The 22,619-nt window shown below is 34.8% G+C and carries 15 protein-coding genes and 2 pseudogenes; 7 read left to right on the top strand and 10 right to left on the bottom strand.

Annotated elements, in window-relative coordinates; genetic code table 11:
* Positions 1-218 precede the first annotated feature (218 nt).
* Positions 219-977 (bottom strand): hypothetical protein, encoded by a 759-nt coding sequence (locus tag ABWU38_RS07530; RefSeq protein ID WP_353272786.1) that lies wholly within the window; start codon positions 975-977, stop codon positions 219-221.
* Between the two features lie 230 nt (positions 978-1,207).
* Complete coding sequence (locus tag ABWU38_RS07525; RefSeq protein ID WP_353272785.1) at positions 1,208-3,511, bottom strand: hypothetical protein; 2,304 nt, start codon at positions 3,509-3,511, stop codon at positions 1,208-1,210.
* A gap of 408 nt (positions 3,512-3,919) precedes the next feature.
* On the opposite strand from ABWU38_RS07525, the gene ABWU38_RS07520 reads away from it, so the two are divergent.
* Complete coding sequence (locus ABWU38_RS07520; protein WP_353272784.1) at positions 3,920-4,255, top strand: transposase; 336 nt, start codon at positions 3,920-3,922, stop codon at positions 4,253-4,255.
* A 101-nt stretch (positions 4,256-4,356) separates the two neighbouring features.
* Here the strand turns inward: ABWU38_RS07520 and ABWU38_RS07515 are convergent, their stop codons facing one another.
* Together ABWU38_RS07515 and ABWU38_RS07510 are read right to left on the bottom strand one after the other, a co-directional pair.
* Positions 4,357-7,848, bottom strand: coding sequence for a Ulp1 family isopeptidase (locus ABWU38_RS07515; RefSeq protein WP_353272783.1), 3,492 nt, complete (start codon positions 7,846-7,848; stop codon positions 4,357-4,359).
* 63 nt (positions 7,849-7,911) lie between these two features.
* Positions 7,912-9,432, bottom strand: coding sequence for a cytoplasmic incompatibility factor CifA (locus ABWU38_RS07510; RefSeq protein ID WP_353272782.1), 1,521 nt, complete (start codon positions 9,430-9,432; stop codon positions 7,912-7,914).
* A 376-nt stretch (positions 9,433-9,808) separates the two neighbouring features.
* On the opposite strand from ABWU38_RS07510, the gene ABWU38_RS07505 reads away from it, so the two are divergent.
* On the top strand, positions 9,809-12,154 hold the full coding sequence (locus ABWU38_RS07505; protein WP_353272781.1) for a hypothetical protein: 2,346 nt from the start codon (positions 9,809-9,811) through the stop codon (positions 12,152-12,154).
* Between the two features lie 687 nt (positions 12,155-12,841).
* Here the strand turns inward: ABWU38_RS07505 and ABWU38_RS07500 are convergent.
* The 3 genes and pseudogenes from ABWU38_RS07500 to ABWU38_RS07490 form a co-directional block, all read right to left on the bottom strand.
* Positions 12,842-13,009: pseudogene (locus ABWU38_RS07500) on the bottom strand (transposase); the annotation flags it as partial.
* Positions 13,010-13,030: 21 nt separating this feature from the next.
* Entirely contained in the window at positions 13,031-13,555 is a 525-nt protein-coding gene (locus tag ABWU38_RS07495) for a pyrimidine dimer DNA glycosylase/endonuclease V (RefSeq protein WP_353272780.1), read from the bottom strand.
* A complete protein-coding gene (locus tag ABWU38_RS07490; RefSeq protein ID WP_353272779.1) occupies positions 13,556-14,488 on the bottom strand; it encodes an Rpn family recombination-promoting nuclease/putative transposase in 933 nt (310 codons plus the stop codon).
* A gap of 129 nt (positions 14,489-14,617) precedes the next feature.
* Here ABWU38_RS07490 and ABWU38_RS07485 point away from each other — a divergent pair, with 129 nt between their 5' ends.
* The 4 genes from ABWU38_RS07485 to ABWU38_RS07470 all read left to right on the top strand — a co-directional run bounded on the left by ABWU38_RS07485 (position 14,618) and on the right by ABWU38_RS07470 (position 19,050).
* On the top strand, positions 14,618-15,547 hold the full coding sequence (locus ABWU38_RS07485; protein ID WP_353272778.1) for a helix-turn-helix domain-containing protein: 930 nt from the start codon (positions 14,618-14,620) through the stop codon (positions 15,545-15,547).
* Between the two features lie 185 nt (positions 15,548-15,732).
* Entirely contained in the window at positions 15,733-16,401 is a 669-nt protein-coding gene (locus tag ABWU38_RS07480) for a RadC family protein (protein WP_353272777.1), read from the top strand.
* 317 nt (positions 16,402-16,718) lie between these two features.
* Complete coding sequence (locus ABWU38_RS07475) at positions 16,719-17,945, top strand: hypothetical protein (RefSeq protein ID WP_410542159.1); 1,227 nt, start codon at positions 16,719-16,721, stop codon at positions 17,943-17,945.
* 163 nt (positions 17,946-18,108) lie between these two features.
* Entirely contained in the window at positions 18,109-19,050 is a 942-nt protein-coding gene (locus tag ABWU38_RS07470; protein ID WP_353272776.1) for a helix-turn-helix domain-containing protein, read from the top strand.
* On the opposite strand, the pseudogene ABWU38_RS07465 reads toward ABWU38_RS07470, so the two are convergent.
* The 3 genes and pseudogenes from ABWU38_RS07465 to ABWU38_RS07455 form a co-directional block, all read right to left on the bottom strand.
* Positions 18,991-20,222: pseudogene (locus tag ABWU38_RS07465) on the bottom strand (IS256 family transposase). The gene ABWU38_RS07470 and the pseudogene ABWU38_RS07465 sit on opposite strands and share 60 nt — an antisense overlap.
* A 344-nt stretch (positions 20,223-20,566) precedes the next feature.
* Positions 20,567-21,205 (bottom strand): hypothetical protein, encoded by a 639-nt coding sequence (locus ABWU38_RS07460; protein ID WP_353272775.1) that lies wholly within the window; start codon positions 21,203-21,205, stop codon positions 20,567-20,569.
* Positions 21,190-22,104 (bottom strand): patatin-like phospholipase family protein, encoded by a 915-nt coding sequence (locus ABWU38_RS07455; protein WP_353272774.1) that lies wholly within the window; start codon positions 22,102-22,104, stop codon positions 21,190-21,192. Before ABWU38_RS07455 ends, ABWU38_RS07460 begins: the two co-directional genes overlap by 16 nt.
* Here ABWU38_RS07455 and ABWU38_RS07450 point away from each other — a divergent pair.
* Positions 22,067-22,486 carry a phospholipase D-like domain-containing protein gene (locus ABWU38_RS07450; RefSeq protein ID WP_353272773.1) on the top strand — a complete coding sequence of 140 codons (420 nt, stop codon included), beginning with the start codon at positions 22,067-22,069 and terminating at the stop codon, positions 22,484-22,486. The genes ABWU38_RS07455 and ABWU38_RS07450 overlap by 38 nt on opposite strands.
* Positions 22,487-22,619: the final 133 nt, after the last annotated feature.

Raw genomic sequence — 22,619 nt, 5'->3', positions numbered from 1 at the left:
CAAGCATACATAACAAATATACCTATACTAACGCTATCGTTAAGATATCCAAACTATAAGTCAACCACTTTTTCACAAAATATTTTAACAAAGATACCATGTCAATTAGTGTCATAACAAATTTGTTTATTTACTTTCCCCAAAAACACGAAAAGGTACGTATATTTGTGAGAACAATTCAAATAAAAGCGGCGTTGTGAAAATAGGCTAATTTTGAACTAAAACTGCAACGTTTTAGAATACCCAGTAGCAAATGCACCAAAAAGCACACTCTTAACAGCAGCACATGTACTTATATCAGAATTCTCTCGTTTCTCTTCACTAACTTTTTCACAAAACTTGCTAATACCATAACCCACCAGTGCGCCAATCACTGCAGCTACAAGCAACACTGCAATAACAGTAGCAACAGAGGTTAAAGCAGCAGCTCCTGCAAGGTATGCTATAGCTACTCCAATAATCATACCACACCCTATTTCTATAGCATAGGCTTTACTGCTTGTTGATTTGAATTTTGTTTGTGTACTACCACTTAAACCATTACATACAGATTGTACTCCTATTCGTTGTTCATCATTTTTCTCTTGTATTTGATTTCTAATATCATCTGAAGAAGCAATAGAGCTTTGTGTTAATGGTTGTGATCGATCGTTACTTTCTTCTTCTATTTGTATGCTTGTTGTTTTATTCGATTGCTCTGTAACCTGGTCATTGTCTACACTTTTACCTTGTACAAAATCTTGCATTGCCTTAACTTTACATAACTCATTGATGATAATTACATACTCGTCCACTTTTGGTATACTTCTATCATAATTGGGCAGGAATTCCTGGATACTTGCAGTAAATTCTTGATTGATTTTTGCTAAAACCTTTTGCTGTCCAAGTGAAATTTTCTTAGGTTCTTCGTAATGTACTCCACTCATCATAAAATCGTCTACCAAATTTTCTCCAAATTCTGGATGGCTTTGTTGCATCGCTACTTATGAAAGGCTAACTATAGCTAGGATTATAAGCAACCTATTGAAAATCTTGTTTTTTTGCAATCAATCTGATCAAATTTAAGAATAGTAATTTATTATTTATATTAATAAACTTAATTCTATTGAAAATAGCTAAAGCATTGAAATTCTTGAATTTTAGCCGGATTAGTGAGTGGTAGTGAAATTTCTTTTACTCAAATTTAGGTATTCACTGACCGTTCTTGTTATAAATACCAGAATAATAAGCTACTGATATTCTCCATCTTTTTTATCTTTAATCCATCATAGCTAGCGATGCAACAAAGCCATTCTGGATTGTCTTTAGCATATTGAATTAATTTGCCAGCTAAATTTTCTACAAATGGTGTAATATTCTCCTCAGTGATAGAGTTTTGTTGCTTTTCCAGTTTTCTCTCCTTTTCTAAATATTGATCGCACTGCTCCCTTAAGTTTAAATCAATTTGACTTACACTGTTAATAATGTGACTCCATGTACCTTGAATACAGGCATTAATGTTTTCACCAGTGTTTCTACTAATATATGTTGTTGCCGCCTCATATATTTCTTGTAGAAGAACAAATTCTTTCTGCTCTTTCCACGTTTCTTCTATGTTAAAGCCACTAATTTCCTCAAACAGTTTGTTTACTTTATCAGCATCCACATCATTTAATAACTTATGAAACTCTGCTCTATTAGTTATTTGCTTTTGAGAAACATTATCATTCCCAAGCTCTGATTTTATTCTAGATAACTTTTGTTGCACCAGCTCTGGATTCTGGTTCACAAGAGTAACGAGCAATTCTTTTCTTGCCATCAATGGAATAGTGAATCTATCAATTAGCAATTTAATATAACCTATAGATTCAGGTATGGTAACTTTTGCATTATCCCTCGTGTAATCATATTGTAGTTTTCCCCTAGACATTTCTTCAATATATTCACCTTCTTGATCTTTGCTTAAGTATTTTTGCTTCAACACTTCCTCGACTTTTTTAAAGGTTATTTCAATAAATTCTTTATCATCTGGTACAGCTGCATTTTTACGTAATACTTGTTCCATTACAAGTCTTTTTCCATCTTTGGTCAGGCCAAGTAACTTTACTTTCATCTGGTCGTTTTGATATTGCTTAAGTGGTTTAGGCACGTTTTCCATATAAGAAGTTGCAGCTTGTTTTAATTCATTCTCATTAGCATTTATAGATTTTACTAACTTTGCAGTGAAAAAACACGTTTCCTTATTTGCTGCTCTTGCATGGACAGACTGTCTATTTCGTAAAATACCCTGTAACTCAGCATCCCTTTCTAGTTCTGGTTCTTTTTCAGGAATTAAACCATGTTTAAATAAAAATTCTTGCATTTCAGGAGAGTGGGTATAGAAATGAGATAATGTATGCCCTTGTTCATCTTGTGAGTTGATCAAAAAATGGTATTTGTTAGGTTGTGTGAGGATATGCTTAACTATCTTGCCACTATTATCATGTTGGGCTACATTAAAAATCATCTTTTTTACGCCCTTTTTATATGTAACTTGATTGTGAGGACGTGGTTTCAACAGGAAATCACAAAAGATTCTATGTGATATTTCTTTCAAAGAATGAATTAATTTAACTCCGGAATTTTTAATTTCAGCTAGACTTTCTATACCTTCAATACCAATTTCAATTTCACCAAGGCGAAGTTTTTTAAGGTTCTTCAGGCATGAAGACTTAGTTAAAGCATTTAAACCTTTATCATCAATCCTGTTACCCGATAAATTAAGTGAAGTAAGATTTGTAAATTTAGCTAATTCTTTTACACCCCTAACACTAATAAGGCAAGATATTAGAGAAAGTGAAGTAAGATTTGCAAGTTTAGCTAATTCTTTTACACCTTTATCACTAACCTTGTCACTTGATAAATTAAGTGAAGTAAGATTTTTAAGTTGAGCTAATTCTCCTATATCTTTATAACCAATACCGCAATCCACTAGAGAAAGTGAAGTAAGATTTGCAAGTTTAGTTAATTCTTTTACACCTTTACTACCAATCTTGTTACCCGATAAGTTAAGTGAAGTAAGATTTTTAAGTTTAGTTAATTCTTTTACACCTTTATCATCAATCCTGTTACCCGATAAGTTAAGTGAAGTAAGATTTTTAAGTTGAGCTAATTCTTTTACACCTTCATAATCAATCTTGTTACTAGATAAATCAAGTGAAGTAAGATTTTTAAGTTGAGCTAGTTTTTTTACAGCCTTGGTACTAACAGTATATCTGTTATCAACATATCCAGACATTAGAGATGATGGTGTATAAAGCTCAAGTTTAGCTAATCCTCTTGTAACTCCATCACCAATCTTATTGCACAATAAATTAAGCGTTGTAGGCTCAGTTAATTCTTCTACAACTTCACTACCAACATTGCAATTCTTTAAAGAAAGCCTTATAATGTGCGTATTACTTTGTAAAAAGCTTAGCAATCTCCCTATGTCTACCGCAGTAGCGTCCTTTATTATTAAAGAATCATCTTTAACGTATCGATCAAAACTCATTTTACTCTGCTGTTTAATGCTATCATGCAAACATGATATCAGACATGATATCAGATATTTCAGTAACTTTCAACTATGTTAAAAAATTACGTAAAAGTTTATGAAAATGCTGCTTTCTATAGCGTCACCAAAAATTTTATTATTTACTTTCTTCAAAAAATATAAAAATAGTACGTACCTTTGTGAGAACAATTTAAACAAAAGCGGCGTTGCGAAAATAAAAACGCAAAATTGCTGCAACAAAGTTAGGCAAATCAGTTCGTACCTAAATGTGGCAAAAGTAGGCTAATGTGGCTGGTTTTGCGGTATAGTGGAATTATTATATAGAAAAGTTCGAACGTATTGTTTGGTAGACCAACCCATCCCAAAACAAACTCTTCTCTCACTAGCTGGTTTTGGACACTGGAAATGGCTATATCATTTAAGTTTTTAGTAATATATACTATCAGATTAGTACTTATGGCCTTTGAAGACTATTGTGATACAGAGATTTTAATAGCTGGTTCAAGTAATTTCTTGCACCAATCTAGACAAACGGTAATTTTGGATAATGCAACTTTTCATAAGTCTAAAAAGGTTGTTGAATTTGCCAAAAGTGTTGGTGCAGACATTCTGTATCTGCCTCCATACTCTCCGGATTTCAATAAAATTGAGCATCATTGGTTTGCTATAAAAAACAGAGCCAGGAAAAACATTCCTCTATTCACATCTTTTCGTCATGCTGTTGATTCTTCCTTCTTATGACCTTTTTGGACCATTATGAGAAGGGCTATACTAACTTAGTATCACTATTCAGTCTACTAACCTACAATTAGATCAAGCTCCTAACATCAAACCCTTTTTCCTTATACAGAGTGACGGCGTTGTAACTTTCTATGCGATATTGGTTGTATTTCACTTAACTCACTACTTGGATCTGGTTGATCATCATTGGCAGCTTGAATGTTTATTTCTTGTTGCTTACCAGAATGAGTGGACTGTAAGTTACTAGGTGCTTTTACTGATCCACCACTACCTCCTGCACCTATGTGATACCCTAATTGTAAATACTGACGTAGCAACTCATAAACTTGATTCCGGCTTTGATCAGGTACCTGCCTTTGCAGACCTTCAGGTTCCGGATTATCACTACGTAATACTTCTGAAATCTCTTCTCTCCTAGCTTGCAAGTCTACTTGAACATTTAGACAACCATTTACATTTCTATTTTCTACTAAAGCTTGATTGATAGCTCTTGCATTTTCTAATGCCCAGATACCACAATTATAATCATCTCCTTGTTGTTGAATGGAAACATCATGGATAACATTAATATTATGATTGTTTAAAGCTTCTCTAATATTTTCTGGAATATTATTACGATCTAAATCAGCACGATGTAGTGAATCAGCATAATACCCAACATAACTTCTATTTTGATGATCAATGACTAATGTAACCCAATGAGAATTACCTAGAGTAATAATTAAAGTTAATCTACGTTGTTCTGCACCGTCATTTTGTATACCTCGTATAAACTCATCTAATGTGTTATCTATGCGATCATGACCTGTGCCATCATGACCTCGAACTACTACTCCTACAGAAGTTACTGTAAATCTCTGGTTATTATCATTATTAAGATCATATTGTGGTGCAGCGCGAAGTATATCATTATCTTGAAGCCAGTAATCATAATGTCCATTTCTCGTCGCAAATTCTAGTGTAAGTAGATCATTTACTTCTATCCTTTGATTTCTAAGAATACCTCTTATTTGTCTTCTTATTCCTTGTGCTGTAGGAATGGCATTATCACCTTCTCTTGTTCTTGATCTTAGTATTTCCATTGCCTGTATTCTAGTACCTTGTAAGTAACTAAACGGAACATGTAGATTGTCGTCTATATCAAGCAAAAAAATCGAATTTTGTCCTGGTGCTTTTTCTTCGTAAAAACGCCTAAAGTTTTCACGAGTCTGATCTGATAATAGACCCTCTGGTGGATTTTCATCAATAATACTGCGAGGTTCTACTAGTCCTCTTGGTCTTGAGTCGCGACTACGACGATCAAATCTATGTACATAAAGTTGTTGAGTAGATATAAGATCTTCTGCTCTCTGTGTACCTCTGTTAAATATAACATAAGATAAAACCACCTCATTTCCAGAAGTAATAGGCAAATATCCTCTATGTTTGTCCATAAGTCTTGTTATTTGCTGTTTTGCATTACGTTGTTCTCGTGCTAATGCTCGTCCATTATCAGCAAATCCTAATACATATCCAATTGGGTGAGTGTCTGAATCATTTTCTGTAGGTTGCCTTAATAATAGGAGATCTAATCTATGCTCTGCAACTCTTGTATTTGCTCGCTCCACTATTTCTCCTACCATTCTTATATCGGAACTATATGTTTGACCTACCTTGTACCCAGCAATCACTTTATCAGGATTGTCACAAGTATAAAATACACCATGCAATATAGACTGAAACTTGTCCTCGCTATCTACATCTATTATTGCATTACCATTCATATTTTCTGGCATTAATACTCTGGAAATAGCCGTAAATAGTTCTCCGTGCTGAGCACCATCTTGCCAGTCATCATTCATAACTCCCTCTAAAATACCATGTACATTTTCAGCATTGGGAATTTCTACAAGCTGACCACCAAGCAAATTACCCCCATTCCCCAGTAGGTAATCTCCTGGTGTATTAAATCTAACTGCATTAGAATTTATTCCAGATCGATCATTAAGTGTGTATGTCACTACACCCACAGCAGCAATACTACCTTGTGGTAAAGGGATTGCCTCTAGTTGTATATCATTGCTGGCTCTAATATGAAGTATAACTACATCAGAATCTTGAGCATGCAAGACCATAGTTAAAACGCTTCTTCTTAAATTCTGATTATTGTATCTAAATATGTATTTTGTTACATATGCTTCATCATCTTCTTCTAGTCGTACAGGGTGTATATCAAAAGCACTACTCCCAAAAGCAAAACCAGTCATATAATCAAATCTCCTATCGCGATTACCTTCATCTGTTGGTATTTCGCGTGGAAGATGATGTAGTAAAAAATTTCTAGTTTCCTCTTGAATTTGTCTGTCTTGTCTATTTCGCACACGCTCAAATAATTTTTGTACAAAAGGAAGTCTATCCTGTTGAAGTCCTACTGTCTCAACACTAAAATGTTCTAAATTAAAATTTAATCCAACACAAACAGCATATCCTGATTCAGTATGAACAGGTATAAATGAAGAAGTATGTAATCTCTTAGCGTTACCTCTAGCGTGATTTAATGCAGTACCAGAAGGCGTCCTCCATCTAGTAACATTAATAACGATAGGAATGTTTTCTCTCTCTTCTTGACGATGTACAAGGAAAACAACACATAAATTTTCAGTAGACAAGTCAAGGTCAATATCTATCGTGTGGAGATGACTAAAATTTGCTAAAAACCCTAATAAAAATCCGTGACCCTCAAATTCTTGATTGCGATTTCGAATATCACTTTCTAGTCTGTCTGCGTAACGACGATAGATTCGAGTTATGTATGGCAAAATTTCTTCGTACATTCTATCTCTTACATCTTGTCTTTCGTTTCCTGCTATCATCTCTATAAAATTGTCAATTCCTTGTTGACCTGGTGCTACTTGTGCAAAAGTAATGATTCTATCAAGTCCTTGCCTTATTCTGGCGCGTCTAAGTCCTGCCGCAACTCTGTCATGTCTATCAAGTCTTCTTATTTCTCGTCTTAAGTGACGAATGTTCACTCTATGATCATGTAAAATTTCTCGTCTAATATAATTAACCTCAGATGCTGAATATTCGCCAAATTCACTTCTACCTTCATGATCTTCTTCACGAATCACTTCAAATACTGTTGAAATTCCCTCTCCCTGACCCTTGCCCTTTCCATGCATGCATACTTTGTATTGCTCAAAGCTTAGGTCTTCTTCCCTTAAATTTGGATTTTGCCGTCTAATCTCTCGCACTAGAGCATTTCTTTCCCTTGTACTGAACCTTAACCCATCACTATTAGGGACGTCAGAAATGCTGTAACATCTGACAACCTGCTGTCCGTCAAGATTACGAGTCAAAACAGCAACTTTTAGGTTTCCTGTATTTCTATTTCTACCTGTACGCGGATTAACACCATGATTATCAAAACGAAAATAGACTTTTTCATCTGCTCTTAAAATTCCAGCATCGTGCGCAGTGGCAAACATACTAAAAAAGAATACAGGAAGAAAACGACCTATCCCAACACAACCCACGAAAGATGGACATCGATCTAAAAAAGATTCAAATTCTGTTCTGAAACCTTCAAGATTTCCATCTACTAAACTTCTCACTAAAGACAGAAAATACCTCTCTATTTACTAAGACCAGAAAAACCACTTAAATTGATGAGTGGACTACTCATTACCACTCAGCATAAAGATGCTTCTTTTCTTATGAGAACCAGAAACACCACTCACACTAGGGGCTTCAAACTCGGACTTCGGGCCATCACTAGAACCATCATGTCTTATGGAAGAACGAGAAAAACTGGGATCTTCAGCTTCTACTATTACTCTGGAACCATCATTCCTAGCAGATAAGGGTTCTTTCTCTAACTTAGAAAACAATAACTTTTCTGCTAACTCGCCGTAGTCCATACCTTCCTTCTTTCCTTCTCTGCCACATAATCTAAGATTTTCTATCATGACTTCTTTAAAAAGTGAAAACTTTTCAGGAAAGGAATCTCGAGCAAATAAGATTATATTTTTTATTTCTTCTTTCTCTATTTCTTCTTTCCCATCAGGCTTACAAACATCTTCTCGTTTCCAATTGACTATTAATCCTGCAAGCATACCACTTATGTGAACTGTATAATTAGAAGTATTAACAGCAGCCTTTTTGTATTCACTCAGTCTATCACACTCCCAAATCTTCATAATAAGAGATCTTCCTTGAACACTTGACTCAGGATTTTTCAAAATTACATTTGAAATTGATGAAAGAAGAACTTCATATTCTCGCTGTGAGAATATCTTGTCCGAATGATCTCCTTGTTCCAAAAGTCCTCTATAACACCAGCACTGCACCAAATCATGAACTGTATCAAAAAAACATGAGTCTATTAATTCAGCAAGAAGAGCATACACTCCCTTATCTTTTCGTAGCAATCTTTGTAAAAGAACGCCTTTATCAGTTATGTTATTTACACAAAAATCTAAAATAGGAGCGTCTTTCTCAACAGATTTAGGACGAGAAAAAGCAATAATTGTTTCTGTAAGCTTCTTCGCCTTATCTTTTTCCTCCAACTGATTGTAAAAATACTCTACCCCTTCACTCCACTTGAGCTTTACAGCGCTGTCAAAACCCTCTACTGCATTACTAGGTTGTTTTAATTCTCCAGACTCTTTATCGATCCAGAAGTTAAATACATCACCATTTCTCTTCATGCTACCCAATAGGGATTTTCGTACGTATTCGTTAATTTCAGTTTCAGTTTTGCCTTTCAATGCACCAGAAGGAACCCTTTTTTTATAAGCTTTAAATCTTTCTTCAAAGAGCTGATGGATTTTATCTACCACACAGTAACTACAAGCCATCTCGTACCTGCGAAGTGGATTATCTATTCTTATACGAAGCGAATTATCTCTTTCATCTACTTTTTCTATTTTTTCTTCAGCAATCCTTTCACGCAAAAAAGTATTATTTAACCTTGTACCTGGCTTGTCTTTATCTAACTTTACCCAGCAACCTTCATCTTTGAATATGAGGCACAAAAACTCCAGCTTATCATCAAAGTATTTTATGTGCTCTACATAGGTCTCGACCCACCTTTTAATAGCTAACTTTCTTCCAGCCGCAATATCAGAATTTTCATGTTTTATCACATCTTGTAGTTTTTTAAGTACCGCAGCGTGACGCTCTGTTTGTATTGGCATTCGAACCTCCATATATCATGAAAACAACTTTACAATACTAAATTTGTAAATAGGTTGCAATACCTAATTACTCCAAAAAGACCTATTTTATATACAAATAGGCCTGGAGAAATATGTCTCGAATTATTGGGTATCTTCTGGAAATCTTGATTTGACAGCTGCCAATAAGTTTTTTTGGAGACCATAGGTGATGCACTTTTTGATATTGCGCTATTTATATTCCCAAGAATAAAGTCAGCAGATATGTTGTTTTCCAGAAGAATACTGGTACAATTAACCGGAGAAGTGCTGGTGGCTTTAACTAAGTGGGTTTTAACCTCGCTCTTAAGTTCTGTTCAGCAGTATCTGCTCTGTTACGTTAGTGTTAGGTAAGGTTATGGTTGTAAATACAAAATCCGATCAGCAGAGTGGTGAAGAAGATCTATATACTGTTTTGGGGTTTAAAGGAAAAGGAGATTTTCAAGACAAGATGAACAATATATTTAGTAATGATAATAAGGAACTTAAAAAACTACGGGACAAACTCTTTGGTGAATTAAAAAAGAAAATAATGACTGATGAAAAGAACAACCAGGCAGCTAAGAACGTTAATGATCAAATCAAAAAGTCTAAAACTACTGAAAGTAAATTAAGTAATTTACTGGAATTTAAAAAACAGCTAGAAGCTTTCCTGAAGGATCAAGATAATCGCGGTATTGTGTTGAATGAGATTGACTCTACAAGTGTTGCCCCAGTTGTTGAAGTTAATGGTATAAATCCAAAATGGAGTAAGATTAAAAAGTTAAAAAAAGCTCAACCTCTCACCTCTAACAGGCAAGACTTTGAAAACGCTCTACGGTACATAGAATCACAAGAAGAAGTTATGGGGATTACATTAGAGGAACTTATGGAATACAAGCAACACTCTGTTAAGATTTTTCTACTGAACCATGTTAATTCATGCAAGAATAAGAGTTCTCAATTGCGTCCTGGGGTAGAAGAAGCTATAGCAATACTATCAAGTAATGAGCTGAAGGCTTTTTATGATGAAGAAGTAAAGAAGAAGACGCTACAACCAATATTATCCTACGAAAAGTGTAAACAATTATATGACAAAATCAACTACAAAAAAAACGAATCTCATATTACAATTGAAAGAGGAGAACTTGTGGAGAATGTTAGAACAGTAATGGGAGTGAAGTGCTTTATGAGTGCAAGCAGTAGAGAAGATCAGAAAGATTATGCTGGTCTAACAGAGACTGCTGTGGACCAGAGACAAGATCCGAAAGCTTTCGGTAATAGTGAATTAATCGAAAATAGTGGCATATCTTCACCGAATAGCTCAATTAATGTTTTAAGTGATATGAACGTACTTTTTGGCTTTGATAGAAATTTGATTAATTCGAGTACTCCGATTAAACAGGTCAATCAATCTAATCCAACTCCCACGAGTGAAGACCTGATTAATGAAGCAGATCTTAGTGGCAAGATGAATTTAAGTGGTGCAAGTAGAATGGTTGAACCTATGAAACTAATTGTAGATAGGTTGGACAAAATGGAGAAAATGATAAAACAACAAAATTTTACGTCATTAAGTAGAGAGTTAACAGAGCTGAAGATGTCTTTGCAAGATTTTTTCAATGTCGTAGAAGAACTTATCAGTGAACGTGGCAAACAATTCCTACAAAATGAGCCCGGAGGCAATTTCGAAAATTCATCTGAGGGTTTTTTACAACAAATTTACAGACTTAAATTAAAATTGGAAATACAAGAAAAAATGAGTTGTTCTCTAGATCAAAGAAATCAGTTATTGATCGAAGAAAAACTCAAGCTTGTAGATCTTCTCAAAAGAAACAATTCAATAAATGATTCTCTACTCAAAGAAAGAGATGGGCTGTATCCCTATATAAAAGAAATAGAGGAGGATAAAAATAGGTTGATTGTAGAAAATAAACAATTCAAACAGAAAAACGATGAGTTAAACGAGTGTTACAAATACATTTTAAGAGCAACCGAAACAAAAAGTATTGCTGTACAAACAGAGGACATAAGCAAATCTGGAGAAATTACCCAATCAGATGGTAAGTATCCCGTAGGGGTAGAGATAGAACGACAAGAGTTGATGGAAGAGATAGATGTAATGAAGAAACAAATTGAGGAACTCCTGTCAGAAAGGATTATATTATTGAGCAGTGTAGAACGATTAAAGTCAGAGAATAAACGATTAGAGGACATTGGAAACTTGAGCACCTGGATCTCACATTTTTGCTCTGGAGAAAATGTGTATAATGAGCTTGCAGCTATTGAACAGAGGAAAAAGCTCGGTGAGTCAACCGAAACTGAAATGGAGTCCGAGGTTGGCCCTGAGGCCATGGCATCTACAAAGAACGGGGATCTAATTAATGTAACACAAGGTTATGGTAAAAAGGCTAGCAACCTATCTCAAGTTCCTGAAAAAAGTTCAGCAGTAAGATCTCAATTCTCAGCAGCAAGCACTCATGGTAGAAAGCAAATAATTTATGCCTCTGCTTCTCTTATATTATCTGGAGTATTTGCTGTTGGCACAAGTTTAACAATGTCTCATTTAGGAATATCTATTTCACTTGCTTTGACTGCATTAACTTTCCTTGCATTGGGATGTTATTGTTCATATAAGGCAAGTACAACGCTTAGGAATATTGAACTTGATCAAACTTTTAAAATGGCTGATCATGAAGCTGTTTTTATGGTTCCCAGCTTATAACTATGTGGAAAAATATATTGTTTTACTCACCCCAAGAAAAGAGATAAGGGGAAAGATAAAAAGGTCTATCAGTTCTCGGTGCGGCAGATTAATTTCTGACGGTGGTATAGAACATTGCTTATTTCTCTAGAGAATAGGGAATTGGTGAATAAATTCTAGGTGTAGAAGGAGATATAGATGAAGAAAAGACCAATTTTAGTAGAAAAATTAGCAGGGTTTCTTTGTAGATGATAGTAAGAACCCCAGTCATGGATCAGAAATATGGTGAGTATAACATCAAAAAGAAGCTAAAATCAGTAAGTTATACGATCGATAATCCATATATAACAGAGAGTAACAGCTTTGCTAAATTACCAATCGCAGGTTAAAAAGCGCTGAATATCAGTAGTTTACAAAACATCTGAAGTGAAAGTAATTTTATGTTATTACAATTAGTGCAGAAAACAGAATCTCAGGACTTTACATCAAGCTAATCCATAACTGGGGTATAAAGAACTATGAGTAAGTCTATATGGAACTCCTATATCCTTATCTATAACACTAACAAAAGGATTTCACACTTTTAATGCTGTTGAAAAAAACATTACTCAATAATTGAGCGGTCTCTAATGGCATTTTTACTATATGCTTATCACATAACATTTGTGCTGCATTCATAGGATTTTCTTCTAATACAAAGATATTTACTTAAGCATCCAGAGATAGTAGGACTTTAACTTCATCAGCAGTAAGACCGGTAGTTTCAGTTATGATATCAATACAAACCCCTGCTTTAAGTAGATTCTTTGCAACTGCTATTTTAGCTTGCTTTTCTCCCTCTTTTCTGCCTTTTTCATGTCCGATTTGGATGGCTTCTCTATTTATGAGCTGTATTAGCTATGGTATTACGTAGCAGATTATCCAATCCGGTGCTTTTCTGCCCTTTTCCCACTTGGCAAATCTCATCTTTTCATGTAGATAATATTCTCTATAAGCTTTTACAGGATTAGTACATTTATACCGATCAGGCAGTGCTTGTATAAAAGCTTGCATACTTGTTGATTGAAAAATGAGTAAATCCTTATTACTATCACACAAATTTATTACTTCCTCTGATTTATGTTTTCTTTTATATCGCCAAGTGTACTCTTTACATAATTCTTTTCCGTACCCTATCAACCAATAAAAGTTCCCTTTGGATTGTCTAGCCCATAAAGAGCAAGGATGGTTTTTGTGAGTAAGTTTATATGGAACTTCTATATTTTGGTTTGTGATACTGACAAAAGGGTTTGGTGCTTTTAATGCCATTGAAAAAACACTACTAAGTAATTGAGCAGTTTCTAATGGCATTTTTACTATATGCTTATCACATAACATTTGTGCCGCAATTACTGGGTTTTCATCTAGTATAAAGATGTTCATCTAGACGTCCAAAGAGCTTAAGTCTTTCACTTCGTCGGATGTAAGACCAGTAGTTTGAGCTATGATATCAATAGAAACTCCTGCTTTAAGTAGATTCTTTGCAACTGTCATCTTAGCTTGTTTTTCACCCTTCTCCACGCCAATTTGAATACCTTCCTCCTTGCCTTCAGCTCTGCCTTTTTCATGTCCGATTTGTATGCCTTCATGAAGTTTTTCTTCAAGGGTAGATAAATAATCATCGGTACGTTTCTTAGCTTGATCATAAGCGAGACGTTCTTCTTTACTCCAATTATATTGGTTTAACTCATCATAAGCCCTACCAATAATTACATCACTACCTATTATTTTTTTTAGATCCTCTTCGCTCGTTTCATCTGCGTGCTTAAAAAAATAGATCCACTTTTCAACAATATTTTCTAATTGATCTTCTTTTGTTTTATTAAACTTTGGTAGCTCTATAAAAGTGAAACTGAAGTCTTTGAGATCATGTTCAAAGGTCATCTTATCAAAAGTAACGTGATCAGACTTATAAGCCAGCTTATTAGGAAATAAGATGAAATCAGCAATAGCAATAAAGATAACCCCTTTAAGATCATGATACTGGTCACCTACATCAGCTTGACTTGAATAAGCTTTAGCAGCGTAGTATTGGGCACGTTTCTCAAAGCCTCTTGTTTTAGCGACTTGCATCTCAATTATTGTTTTTATCCCTGTAGAATCAACACAGAGAACATCAACAATGCTTTGCTTTTGAGAGGCAATGACAGGGTCTTGAATGGGACTGAGAAAGGAGACATCTTTAATCTTATTGTCATCGGTAAGGCCTAGTATATCATTAAGAAAGTGAATAAGAATATCTTTATTTTTTTCGGTACCAAAGATACGGCGAAAAGCAATATCATTGCGAGCATCAAGAAACTTCGAAAGAGCCATAACGAACTAACCTAAAAAGCATTAATAATTATACACAATTCTGAAGAAATATTCAACTAAAATGCAAACATAGAAGTTTTTGTATATCTTTTATTTGGTAGTATTAGCCTATATAATATCTATTTCTGTATGGCAAAGCATACTACTGTTTCCATAAGGTACCAAATAGCGCAAAAAGTAAGGAGCTGGAGATTAAAACAAAAATATACTCTGAAAAACTTAGCAGACAAGGCAGGCATAAACTATCATACACTGATAAGATACGAGCAAGGAACATGTGGCATTCCAACTGAAAGGCTAAAAGTGATAGCGGACGCATTATCAATTTCTATTAAAAATCTTTTTCCAAGACAAAAAGTACTAAAAGAAAATAGTTGTTTTGACAAAGCTAAGACCCGGGAAATGTATAATTTCATAGAAAAATACAAAAAAATGGGGGGAAACAAAGCAATTTATGCATTAGCCAAATCTGTTCGAGCTGAAGAAGAAAGTAATATAAAAGCAGCAAGAATAAGAATTGCAAGGAATCTAGTTAAGGCAGGGTTTGATACTGACATTATCTATCGAGCAACGGGCTTATCAATTGAAGAATATGCTGATAGGGAAAGTATCGGTTATACGAGCCAAAATGGAGGACAAGAGATCAAGAAGTGGAGAATAATAAGAGGATATACACAAGAAGAATTAGCAAAAAAGCTAGATGTAGGTCCCTCACAGATACATCACTATGAACAAGGTAACGTTACTCTTTTAAGTGAAAGGTTGTGGGAGATAGCAAGAGAATTGTCAGTAGATGCTGAAAATCTAATAAATGAATACAAAGAAAATGATTGCGAAGGAGAAAATGAATTATTAAGTTTGGCAAGAGAATATAGAAAAATTGATAATCAAGAATCACGAGATGAACTGAATATATGGGTAGAATTTTTATTGCAAAGAAAGCAAATTTACAAAGAAAAGATTTACAAAACAGAGGAAATGAAAGTTGCAAATAATTTACTTCAGTTAGGTTTTTCTACTGATGTTATTTCTAAAATAGTAACAACTTCTTTTACATAAAGGATTAATTTTCAATTAGATAAAATAAGCATCTGTTAATATCTTAATTTTTTGATGAAAAAATAAGTAAAAAAGATTGAAAAATTGATTTGACTTCATTCGAAAGCTATGGCTTTATGCCAATGCTGATAAAAAACAGCAGTAAATAATTAAAAACAATTTGTTATTAACGAGGAGTATATTTTATGAATAATAGTAAAAAACTTACAGAAGAAATAGAGAGAGTACTACAAAGCGGAGGAGGAAGTGCTCTATTTGATCGTGAAATAGTGGCAGTGCTTCTAGGAGCAGTTCATGACAGGAAGCAAGCACAAGATGTTACTAAAACTTTAATGGATAATTGCCCAGGAATAGGAGAAATTTTGGGACGAGAAATCGATGATCTGAAAATGATAGAAGGAATGACTGAACATGCAGCTGCAGCAATTGAATGTGTTAAAGAAGCTTATAAAAGAGCACTCAGAGAAGGATTAAAGAGAGGCCCTGTAATGGATAGCCAAGAAAAGCTGATAGAGTATGTAAGGGTAAACATAGGCTTTTCAGCAAAAGAAGCTGTCCTGATAATATACTTGGATAAACAGAACCGTCTGATAAGAGATGAAGTGTATTTTGGTACAATAGATGAAGTACACCTATCTGAAAGGAAAGTGGTAAAAAAGGCGTTATCAATGGAAGCAGCGTCAATAATATTAGCTCATAACCATCCAGGAGGGAGTTTAGAACCATCAGAAGATGATAAAGTAATGACTAGAGAATTAGTGTCAGCGTGTCAAGGAGTGGGAATTGAATTAGAAGATCACATTATTATGACAGACAAAGGATACTGCAGTTTTAAGGAAAGAGAGCTGTTATAAACCAAATTTTTCAGGTTTGGGAAGTTTACTGCTAGTGGCAAACAATACGAAATATGAATATAAGTGCTTTAAGAAAAGCGTATTTCTATAGCTGAGATTTGGAAAAAGACATAACAAAAGTTGTAAAGCATACAAGATCTTTGTATAACTTGCATGTTAAGTTATAATAAACGAATAAAAGCCCAAAAAGCTCTATTCTATTGTTATAAATAGTTGCAAATTATACAAGATCTTTCTAATATTTGTATATTAAGTTAATAGTAAAGCTATAAATTGCGCTATAGACTTAGATAATATGCTTAATATAGGAGGCTTATATGGCTAGTAAAAAAATTACAATGGTTCGAAAAGACCCAAATAAAAAGAATCGTAAGTTCAATATTAATCGCAAGTTATTGGGCAAAATATTTAGTGCTCTTGAGGGTATTGATATACAACCGTTTAACTTTGTGAGCAAAATTAATAACCAGAATCCTGGAGGTACAATGCCTTCCCCTAGTAGAGATGGTCGCGAAAACCAAATAAACTTCGAAGAAGGACTTGACCGTATTTATGGTACAAAACCAGCAAGTAATCAAGAAGATTATCCAGAAAATTTAAATCCATTTACCTCAGGCTTGCAAAAAATAAAGCTAAGTGCAAGGGAAAGTAAAGAGTTGAGCCGATTAAAAAGTGCAATTGTAACAGCAAAAAATCCAAGTGAGCTGAACAAAGTTGTAGATGAGACAATAGCTGCTGGAATGAGGATGAATGGGTGTGATGAGGGAGGCCGGAGCTTTGCTGAGTATGTGATATTAGGTATGCATTTTCACAAGTTCAAAAAAGGTGATCAGAAAAAGATAATGAGTAAATTAATGCTAAGAGGAGCAGAGTTTCATGACAATCTGTTGCAGAATAAACTGTTAGGTGAAATTTATAAAGAACTGCAACCGGAAGTGCAGCCACAGATAGATAAGCGACTTGAAGAACTAAGGAAAGTCGGTGAAAGTGCTGTTCAAAGAGGAGCCGTAATAGACGTGGAAATGGACAACAAAACATTTTTTATGGAATTCTCTGAAGATAGTAAAATAGAGGTTGCCAAGGTACTAGAAGGCACAAGAGATTTAGGTCTAGACAAAGGGTTAGGAAGTAACATTATAAAAATGGGCAATAGTGAAATTGAAGTCAGAACTGAGAAAGGAGGTGAGAGAAACTACATTGATGTATCAGAGAGTAGCTCAGTCGTGTTAGAATTTCCTACAAGTGTTGGCAAGCTAAATATTATATTGTACCATGATGTAAAAAACTGCTATCAAGTACAGGTAAGAGTGGGAAACCAAGAAATGTGGGCTGAACTACAAAAAAGAGGCGAAGTAATAGGAAAAGGTTGCCTCTTTGGGGGAACGACAGTCAAAGAAGCTGTAGAAAGAGGAAATTTCACAAGAAGTGGCATGTGGAGTAAAGAGCAGGCCAAAGAGGAGATAAGGGCGGATCACTCAAGTGAAACACTGTCGTGGGTAAATAGGGCATGTGGAGGTAGCCAAGAAGCATTTAGGAAACGTTAAACAAAGGACTTCCTTCTCAAATTGGACTGCATAAAAGCTTTATATAAATCGCAGTCCAAGCCGAGCTCTTCCAATAAACATAAGCTAAATTTAATCTTTTGACAAAGTAGCAAAAAGCCTATTAGCAGGGTATACATGTTTATTTCCGTAAAACCGTTGTGGCATGGCAAATATCTCTATAAGATACAAAATAGCGCAAAAAGTAAGAAGCTGGAGATTAAAAAGAAAATATACCATAAAAGACTTAGCAGGCAAAACAGGTATAAACTATCATACGCTGCGAAGATATGAACTAGGGGTATGTGGCATTCCAGATGAAGAGTTACAAACAATAGCAGACGCATTATCAGTTAGTTTGAGTGATCTACTTCCTAGACAAAAAGTACTCAAAGAAAATCGTTGTTGTGATAAGACTCAATGGATGTCCAATTTCATAGAAAAAACAAGGGGACGCAAGGCAATCTACGCATTAACCAAATCTATCCGAGCTGAGGAAGAAAGTGCTATAAAAGCAGCAAGAATAAGAATGGCAAAAAATATGCTCAAGTTAGAATTTGATGCTGATATTATCTACCGAGCAACAGGCTTATCAGTTGATGAATATGAAAATAAAGAAGAAAAAAGTTCTAAGCGTTCCAACAAAAGGGATGGAATGAAAAAGTGGAGGATAATACGGGGATATACTCAAGAGGAATTAGCGAAGGAGCTTGGTATAGGAGGTCCACAGATACATTACTATGAACAAGGAAGCACCATGTTCGGTGAGAGGTTATGGGAAATAGCAAGAAAATTATCAGTGAATGCTGAAGATCTGGTAACGGAAGAAAACTGTTGTGAAGACGAAGATACAGATAGTGAAGGAGAGCTATTAAGCTGGGCGAGAGAGTTAAAAAAAATTAACACTCAAGAATCACAAGATGAACTGGATATATGGGTAGAATTTTTATTGCAAAGAAAGCGAATTTACAAAGAAAAGATTGATAAAATAGAGGGAATCAAAGTAGCAAATAAGGGAATGTTCAAAAAAGTGTGTCAAGCCGCATTTTTAGTTCAACTCAATTTTCAATCTGTTGGGAAAGAAGATGTCAAGTTGAGACATAGTTAAAGCCCAATTAGGCAAAGCCATAATCCATTTCTGCTCTACCTTTTTTATAGCACAATATACCTGTTTATACAAGGCATTTGTACTAGTAAATGAACCCTTAGTTTTAGTAAATTTTCTGATTTGTCTATGCAACCCCTCAATTGGATTGGTGGTATAAATTAGCCTTCTAACAGGGCCAGAATACTTAAAATAACCAGACAAATTTTCCCAATTGTTTTGCCACGATTTTATGACCAAAGGATATTTTTCACCCCATTTTTCTTCCAGCTCAAGCAAATAATTTTCAGCGATTTCTTTACTTGAAGCACGATATATTTTTTTCAAATCATTCATGAAAATTTTCACATCTTTGCTGGATACATATTTCAATGAATTTCTTATCTGATGCACTATACATAGTTGTACTTCTGCTTTGGGAAATACACTATTTATAGCCGCAGGAAAACTTTTTAGACCATCAAACACATGCAATCAGAATATCCTCTACCCCTCTCTCTTTTAGGTCATTTAACACTCCTAACCAGAAGTTAGCTCCCTCACTTTCGGCTAAATAAAAGCCTAGTACTTCTTTTCTGCCATTTTGCTAATATATTATACATGCATTTACTTACGCAATGCCCGTCCTCCTTGACTTTGAAAAACATGCCATCCATGAATACTATTGGATATACAGATTGCAGTGGACGACTGCGCCATTCATTGATTAACGGCAGTAATTTGTCGGTGATATTGGATATTTCTGCTGCAGATATTTTGTGGTCATACATCTCCTCTACATGCGATGCTATGTCCCTATATCCCATGCCACTAGCGTATGTGCTTAAAACCTTTGCTTCAAGTTCCGGATGTAAGCTTGTTTGCCTTTTTTTCACTATTTGTGGTTCAAAACTTCCTTCTCTGTCTCTTGGCGTCAATAGTTCAAATGAACCTGCGCTTGTCTTCAAAGTCTTGCCATTCCTCCCGTTTCTACGATTGTTTTCTTCACTTCCAGCAGATAAATGATGTTCTATTTCACCCTCTAGACTAGCTTCAAGCAGCCTTTTTATAAATGGCGTTAATGCACCATCTCTTCCCATCAGTGGCCTACCTTCTCGTATAGACGACAGTATATTTGTTTCCAACTCTTTATAATCTACCAATCCGTTAGTTCTGTTTACTATTTTCTGACTCATTTTCAAACCTCCATTTTTTTATATCAATTTATTACTTTTTTTCGATTTGACACACTTTTTTGAACATTCCCGCAAATAATCTACTTATACTAGGTGTTTCTGCTGATGCTATTTCTTCAATAACTAGCTTGACTGTTGAGGAAATTGTGCAACTTACGCTCCCAACGGAATTAAAACTATGATAATTTATATAATATAGCTCTTCTTACAATAGTCCGAACGGGGGGTGAAAACATCTTTATAGCTGTTGTAAGCCAGGAGGCCAGCATTGTATTATTATGATCTGTTCGGAATATTATGAGAAAAGCTATATATTATGATATAGATGAAGATAGTTAATCTATTTAAGATTTCTCTGAAGTTTTGCTTGCGGCTTTTTCTTTTACCGGTTCAACCGATACATCTTGAATTTCTTCTTTCGGCTTTCCTGCTTCAGCTATAGCTTCTTCTTGAATTGCTACTTCTTTAGATTCTGCTGCTAATTTGCGTTGTTTGATAAATTTCTTTAACGTTTTGACTGCAATAAAATTAATACTGAAAACACATGCAGAAGTTATGGCTAAGGCTGGAAAAGGGGCCAAATTAAACATCGGCAAAATTGCCACAATCGTACCAGATGTCAGTAAAAATGCTAACTTCTTGCTTCCGATTATCTTGTTTTTCTTGGACTTTATGGGGTTTAATTTTTTTATTTTCCCTTTTAGCTTTTTGAAGCCTTTTTTGAACACGTTGCCTCTTTTTAGCTCTTTTTCTACGGGTTTCGTTTTTAAGCTTTTTATTTTTTCTTTTATTCCTTTTTTATCTTTTTTTGCTTTAAAGGTTACTTTCGAGTATAGGTTAGGTTTCACCACAATTTCAGAGAGCGGTTTTGGCTTATTATTTGAAATTTTAGCTTCTTGCCCCTCAGTGTGTTTTTTGGGGGAAACTATGTTTTTTAAACCTTTCTTTGCTTTGTGGTATAATTTCTTTAGTTTGCTTGGCATTTCAAAAATTTATCCATCAGTTCCTGATTATCCTCTATCATTACATTTGCCTCTTGCTGAAGAGATTTGATATTTTTTGATGTAATGTTATCCATGTCAGCCGACGCTAGCTTCAATTGCGATTGTATTCTTACGTATCTATTGCCTATTACTTGATTCATCTGATAATTTACGCAGTCCAGTCCAGAGGCAAACATCACATTTAACAAAGGTTTTATCCAGCCTATCTTTCCAAATCTCCTTGAATTGGCATACTCTATGCTTCTGTCTGTTCTTCCAGTACCTATCGATAACAGTAGAATATCATCATTTGGAAATAACCTCTTACCACTTGCATATGCACAAGCCGCTGGATTATTGGCAAATACCCCGCCATCCACTAATACCATTTCCTTTTGGTTGATTTTAAGATATTTAGGTGCAAAGTAAGTAGGTGCTGCAGTTGTAGATCGTAATGCATCTTTCAATTTGATAAAATTTCTATCTTCTCTCCAGCTTTTAAAGAAGAAGGGATAATTGTTCTTAATATCGTAGCTTGTAAGCATTAAATTATTTGTTGCATCTGCAAGAGTAGAATCACCAAAATATCTATTCAGAACGCATTCAATATTTTTGCATGAATACTGTGCACAATTTAGCCAGGAAAATATTGATCTTCTGAAAAATGAAGACTTAAAGATATGTGGCCCGTCTTTCTGATAGAGATCAACTAAGTCGAGAGCAGAGTATTGTTTATTACATAATCCGGCAACGATAATACCACCTGTAGAAGTTCCGACCATTAAGTCAAACATTTGAGAGATTGGCTTTTTTGTTCTATACTCTATTTCAGCTAGAACAATAGCAGGTATAATACCTCTTATGCCTCCACCGTCGACTGAAAGAATATATTTGGCCATGTTTAGATATTTATTGATTTTTTTAACTTGTTTGCTTTTATCAGGTTGTGTTTCTTGTCCAAGTACTACTGTATGTTTCACTCCTAGAGAAAATTGCACCAACCTAATAATTGATTCCGTGGATCATGCTAAAAAATCCGTGTTGGTTCAGGCATACCAATTTACCTCAAAGCCTATTGCTGAATCCTTAGTTCAAGCTAAAAAGCGTGGAGTTGATGTCATGGTTATTCTCGACGAATCGCAAGTTAGCTCAAAGTATAGTGTTATTAATGAACTGTTTCATCAAAAAATCCCAATATACATAGACTATAAACCTTGTATCTTGAAAAAAGCATCTAATGTTTTAAGCTTAAGCATTAGTTGGAGAAGGGAGGAACTCTGATATAAACCTTAGATATAAAATCTGTTTTGCAGATAAGAGCTCCCTCTCAAAAGTATAGGCTGGACGGCGTCTTAGAAAGACCTAAATGGTTCTAATTCTGTATTAACAAGGTTAGCCTTACTTTTCATTTTTA

This window comes from Wolbachia endosymbiont (group A) of Urophora cardui (genome assembly GCF_964028435.1).
Taxonomy (GTDB): domain Bacteria; phylum Pseudomonadota; class Alphaproteobacteria; order Rickettsiales; family Anaplasmataceae; genus Wolbachia.
This window is presented reverse-complemented; position numbering and strand designations above follow the sequence as displayed.

Bases quoted from the DNA above. Each gene is read 5' to 3' on its own strand.
- ABWU38_RS07520 (WP_353272784.1), top strand. From the start codon at position 3,920: ATGGCTATATCATTTAAGTTTTTAGTAATATATACTATCAGATTAGTA.
- ABWU38_RS07495 (WP_353272780.1), bottom strand. From the start codon at position 13,555: ATGAACATCTTTATACTAGATGAAAACCCAGTAATTGCGGCACAAATG.
- ABWU38_RS07460 (WP_353272775.1), bottom strand. From the start codon at position 21,205: ATGCCAAGCAAACTAAAGAAATTATACCACAAAGCAAAGAAAGGTTTA.
- ABWU38_RS07490 (WP_353272779.1), bottom strand. From the start codon at position 14,488: ATGGCTCTTTCGAAGTTTCTTGATGCTCGCAATGATATTGCTTTTCGC.
- ABWU38_RS07480 (WP_353272777.1), top strand. From the start codon at position 15,733: ATGAATAATAGTAAAAAACTTACAGAAGAAATAGAGAGAGTACTACAA.
- ABWU38_RS07510 (WP_353272782.1), bottom strand. From the start codon at position 9,432: ATGCCAATACAAACAGAGCGTCACGCTGCGGTACTTAAAAAACTACAA.
- ABWU38_RS07470 (WP_353272776.1), top strand. From the start codon at position 18,109: ATGGCAAATATCTCTATAAGATACAAAATAGCGCAAAAAGTAAGAAGC.
- ABWU38_RS07450 (WP_353272773.1), top strand. From the start codon at position 22,067: ATGCCTCCACCGTCGACTGAAAGAATATATTTGGCCATGTTTAGATAT.
- ABWU38_RS07475 (WP_410542159.1), top strand. From the start codon at position 16,719: ATGGCTAGTAAAAAAATTACAATGGTTCGAAAAGACCCAAATAAAAAG.
- ABWU38_RS07530 (WP_353272786.1), bottom strand. From the start codon at position 977: ATGCAACAAAGCCATCCAGAATTTGGAGAAAATTTGGTAGACGATTTT.
- ABWU38_RS07485 (WP_353272778.1), top strand. From the start codon at position 14,618: ATGGCAAAGCATACTACTGTTTCCATAAGGTACCAAATAGCGCAAAAA.
- ABWU38_RS07525 (WP_353272785.1), bottom strand. From the start codon at position 3,511: ATGAGTTTTGATCGATACGTTAAAGATGATTCTTTAATAATAAAGGAC.
- ABWU38_RS07505 (WP_353272781.1), top strand. From the start codon at position 9,809: ATGGTTGTAAATACAAAATCCGATCAGCAGAGTGGTGAAGAAGATCTA.
- ABWU38_RS07455 (WP_353272774.1), bottom strand. From the start codon at position 22,104: ATGGCCAAATATATTCTTTCAGTCGACGGTGGAGGCATAAGAGGTATT.